Origin of the sequence: Micromonospora sp. URMC 106 (genome assembly GCF_051386395.1) — a bacterium.
Lineage (GTDB): Bacteria > Actinomycetota > Actinomycetes > Mycobacteriales > Micromonosporaceae > Micromonospora.
In genome coordinates this window covers 1-4,340 of the sequence record NZ_JBPQTP010000203.1, presented here as the reverse complement: position 1 = coordinate 4,340, position 4,340 = coordinate 1, and the positions used below count along the sequence as shown (strand labels likewise).

Genomic DNA, 4,340 nt, shown 5'->3' with positions numbered 1-4,340 from the left:
GCGACATCCACCGCCACGGCCGACGCCTCGATGACCTCCCGCACCGCATCCTCGGACGCACCCACCGCCGCCATCACCCCGCCAGCCGGCAACGCCTGCATCAGCCTCCCGCGCGCGGCCACCAGGACACACGCGTCCGACAGCGACAACATCCCCGCCACGTACGCCGCCGTCACCTCACCAATCGAGTGACCGGCGACGAAATCCGCCCGCACACCCCACGACGACAGCAACTCCCACAACGCCACCTCGACCGCGAACAGGCCCGCCTGCGCGAACACCGTCTGGTCCAGCAACCCGGCCCCGGTAGACCCGGGCGCCGCGAAGACCACCTCCCGCAACGGACGCGGCAACAGCGGATCCAATTCGCCGCACACCCGATCGAAGGACGACGCGAACACCGGGAACGCGTCGTACAACCCACGACCCATGCCCGCGCGCTGCGAGCCCTGGCCGGTGAACAGCACCGCCCGACGACCCACCGACACCACACCCGACACCGCCGACCGGCCCTCGGCGACCGCCGACAGACCGGCCACCAACTCGTCCACGGTCGAACCCCACACCACCGCCCGGTGCTCCAGAGCGGCCCGCGTCGTCGCCAACGACCACGACACATCCGCCACCGACACGTCAGACCGGTCCCGCACGAACGACACCAACCGCGCCGCCTGACCCGCCAGACCCCGCTCCGAGCGCGCCGACACCACCCACGGCACCGGCACCGCGTCCGGCGACCCGGTCCGGCCGGTCTCGTCACCCGGATCCGTCCCCGACACGGGCGCCGACGCTGCCGCAGCACCCTCCGGCTGCTCGATGATCACGTGGGCGTTGGTGCCGGAGATGCCGAACGACGACACCCCCGCCCGACGCGGACGCCCCACCACCGGCCACTCCCGCGCCTGCGTCACCAACTCCACCGCACCCGACGACCAATCCACATGCGACGACGGCGCATCGACGTGCAACGTCGCCGGCACCACACCCGCCCGCATCGCCATGATCATCTTGATCACGCCGGCCACCCCGGCGGCCGCCTGCGTGTGACCGATGTTCGACTTCACCGACCCCAACAACAGCGGCTCATCCCGCCCCTGCCCGTACGTCGCCAACAGCGCCTGCGCCTCAATCGGGTCACCCAACGTGGTACCTGTACCGTGCGCCTCCACCACGTCCACGTCCCCGGCCGACAACCCCGCCGACGCGAGCGCCTGCCGGATCACCCGCTGCTGCGACGGACCATTCGGCGCCGTCAACCCGTTCGACGCCCCGTCCTGGTTCACCGCCGTACCCCGCACCACCGCCAGAACCCGCCGACCCTCGCGCCGCGCGTCCGACAGCCGCTGCACGACCAGGACACCGACGCCCTCGCCCCACGCGGTGCCGTCCGCCGACTCGGCGAACGCCTTGCAACGGCCGTCCGCCGACAGCCCGCCCTGGCGGGAGAACTCGATGAAGGCGCCCGGGGTCGCCATCACGGTGACGCCGCCGGCGAGGGCCAGGTCGCACTCCCCCGACCGCAGCGCCTGCGCCGCCAGGTGCAACGCCACCAACGACGACGAACACGCCGTGTCCACCGTCACCGCCGGCCCCTCGAAACCGAACGAGTACGCCACCCGGCCCGACAGCACGCTCGCCGAGGCGCCGGTCGCGCCGTACCCGGCGAGCGACTCGCCGGCCTGACGCACGACGGTCTCGTAGTCCTGTCCGTTGGTGCCGGCGAACACCCCGACCCGGCTGCCGCGCAGCGCGAGGGGTTCGATTCGGGCGTCCTCGAACGCCTCCCAGGCCACCTCCAGCAGCAGCCGCTGCTGCGGGTCCATGGCGAGGGCCTCGCGGGGCGAGATCCCGAAGAACTCCGCGTCGAAGCCGCCCGCGTCGGCCAGGAACGCCCCGCGCGAGACGGAGGAGCCGGAACGGGCCAGCGACTCCAGGTCCCAGTGCCGGTTGGCCGGGAAGTCCGACATGGCGTCGACGCCCGCCGCCAGCAGGCCCCAGAGCCCTTCCGGCGACTCGGCTCCGCCGGGGAACCGGCAGCCCATGCCGACGATGACGATCGGGTCGTCGCCGACGACGGGGCCGACGACGGCGGCGGCACCGGGAACGGACTGCCCGCCGAGCAGTTCGGCGTGGATGTGCCCGGCGAGGGCGGCGGAGTTCGGGTAGTCGAACGCGAGCGTGCTCGGCAGCGCGAGGCCGGTGGCCGCGTCGAGCCGGTTGCGCAGCTCGACCGCCGCCAGCGAGGTGAAGCCCAGGTCCTGGAACGCCCGATCCGGCGCCACCCGCTCGGCGGACTCGTGGCCCAGCACGGCGGCGACCTCGGCGCGGACGAGGTCACGGAGGGCACGCAACTGGTCCGCGCCGGACATCCCGGACAGGCGGAGACGCAGTTCGGCCGCCGGCACGGCAGCGTCGACGGCTGCCGCCGGGCCGGCGGCGGCGAGCAGGTCCCGGACCAGCGGGTCGTGGCGCCGGCCGCCGGCGGCGGCGACCCGCGCCCAGTCGATGTCGGCCACCACGAGGTACGTCTCGTCGTGGTCGAGCGCCCGGAGGAGGGCGCGGACGGCCGTCTCCGGCGCCATCGCGCCGAACCCGGTGCGGGTGAGCCGCTGCTCGAACTCGCCGCCACTCACCCCACCGTCTGCCCACAGTCCCCAGGCGAGCGAGGTCGCCGGCAGCCCCTGCGCGCGACGTTGCTGGGCCAGTGCGTCGAGGAAGGCGTTGCCCGGCGCGTAGGTGGCCTGCCCGGCGCCGCCCATGAGCCCGGCGAGGGAGGAGAAGAGGACGAAGGCGGAGAGGTCCCGGTTCCGGGTCAGCTCGTCCAGGTTGCGGGCGGCGTCGACCTTCGCCCGCAGCGCGGTGGCCAGTTGGTCGACGCTCACGGCGTCGACCACGTTGTCGTCGAGCGCGGCGGCGGTGTGCACGACCGCGGTCAGCGGAAGCTCGTCGGGAATCGAGTCGAGCAGCGCCGCGAGCGCCGGGCGGTCGGCCACGTCGCAGGACGCGACGGTGACCCGGCTGCCGAGCCCGGTCAGTTCCTCGGCGAGGGCGGCGGCGCCCGGCGCCTCGCCACCCCGCCGGCTGACCAGCAGGAGGTGTTCGGCCCTTTCGGCGGCGAGCGCGCGGGCGACGTGCGCGCCGAGCGCCCCGGTGCCACCGGTGATCAGCACCGTGCCACGGGGCGTCCAGGATCGGCGCCGCCCGGCGTCCCGGTACGTGGCCCGGACCAACCTGCGGGCGTGCCCGCCGGCCCGGCGCAGGGCGACCTCGTCCTCCCGACCGGCGCCGGCGATCAGCGTCCGGAGCCGGCGTACGACGTCCTGGTCGGGCTGCTCGGGCACGTCGACGAGCCCGCCCCAACGGTGCGGGTGCTCGGCCCGCAGCACGCTGCCGAAGCCCCACGCCATCGCCTGGACGGGGTCGACGTGCCGGTCCCGGGACCCGACGGAGACCGCGCCGCGGGTGGCGATCCAGAGCCGGGCGGCGATCCCGGCGTCCCCGAGCGCCTGCGCGAGCGCCACCGTGCCGGCGAGGCCCACCGGAACGGAGCCGGTCCCGGCGTGCGGGCGGCCGTCGAACGCGAGGAGGGAGAGCACGGGCAGCGCGTCGCCGTCGCGGCCGGCCGACGCCTCGGCGAGGTCGTGGGCGATCCGCTTCCGGTCGTACGCGGCGTCGACCTCGACGACCCGCCCGCCGGTGGCGCCGAGGGCGGCCACCCAGTCCGTCACGGTCGCGTCCGCGTCGGCCGGTACGACGAGCAGGAACTCGGTCGCCTCGACGCGGTCGGGGGCGTCGGGAAGCGGCTGCCAGGTCACCCGGTAGCGCCAGGAGTCGAGGGCGACCTCGGCGTCCCGACGGCGTCGCCAGGTGGACAGCGCCGGCAGCACGTCCGCGAGTGGGGCGTCGGCGTCGACGGCCAGGCTCGCGGCGAGACCCGCCACGTCCTCCGCCTCGATCGCGCGCCAGAAGTCCTCGTCGGCCGCGGTACGTCCGGCGGCGGGCGGACGGTAGGACCGCGTCGCTGCGTTGATCCAGTAACGCCGCTGGTCGAAGGCGTACGTGGGCAGGTCGACCACGCGCGGCCGGGCCCCGGCCTGCCCGTGGTACGCCGCCCAGTCGACCGGCACACCCGCCACCCACAACTGCCCGACAGCCGAGGTCAACACACCGACCTCCGCCTGATCCCGCCGCGACGACGGAATCCGCCACACCGCACCGTCGGCGACGATCTCCGCCACCATCGCCGTCAACGTCGCGTCCGGCCCGACCTCCAGGAACGTGTCCACACCCTGCGCCCGCAGAGCCGCCACCCCGTCGGCGAACCGCACCGGCTGCCGCAC

1 protein-coding gene is annotated in these 4,340 nt (G+C 74.7%); it reads right to left on the bottom strand.

The genetic code is table 11. The features are described from left to right. Window positions 1-4,340: SDR family NAD(P)-dependent oxidoreductase (locus tag ACSNOB_RS31540; protein ID WP_436691040.1), on the bottom strand; the 4,340-nt coding region annotated here is incomplete at both ends.